The organism is Microvirga sp. P4_G7, from assembly GCF_056401005.1.
Genome location: NZ_JBFUKD010001128.1, coordinates 1 through 633 on the forward strand (window position 1 = coordinate 1; position 633 = coordinate 633).

General features: G+C 57.8%; 1 protein-coding gene. It reads left to right on the forward strand.

What is annotated here, in order from left to right; genetic code table 11:
* Positions 1-488: 488 nt before the first annotated feature.
* The coding region (locus AC1DT3_RS23450) for a DUF465 domain-containing protein (protein WP_477467547.1) at positions 489-633 on the forward strand (145 nt) is incomplete at its 3' end.

Genomic DNA, 633 nt, shown 5'->3' on the forward strand with positions numbered 1-633 from the left:
CCTTTAGGCTCGCGCCCTGGACATGCGACAGCACCTCCCCGACCGTGACGGTAAGGAAGGCATTGATACGACCAATGCCGGTCGCTGTAGGAGGGGTTCTTAAGCCCCGGAGCCAATGCTCAGCTCCGGGATCGACGTAACACTGGAAAGACGGGGAGGGTCAATCTTGACTGTCATTCCGCGACCGGCATCGGGGCTCTTGCTCGGTTCGCCCCGGAACGACAAGAGATTGCGCTGTATCCCTCCCTCCGCCGTCATGGCCGGGCCCGTCCCGGCCACGATGGGATAAGCGCTGTGCCTCACGAAGCGAGGTCACCGGCACAAGGCCGGTGATGACAACAGGGAAGCGGGCGACCGGGAACGACAAACGTGGCGCGAAGCTTGAGCGGTAGACGCAAAGATTTCGCGCCGCAGCAACGAATGCCTTCGACTCGCCATACTCGTTATGTCAGATTTACGACGTCGAAGATTGGACAGGAGGGATCGACATGCCTTTGCTGAATCATCTGACCGAACTCCAGAGGAAGCATCAAGCTCTTAAACGACAAATCCAAGATGCTCTCGCCCACCCATCGACAGATGATGTCAGACTAGCGGATCTCAAACGAAAAAAGCTGCTGCTCAAGGATGAGA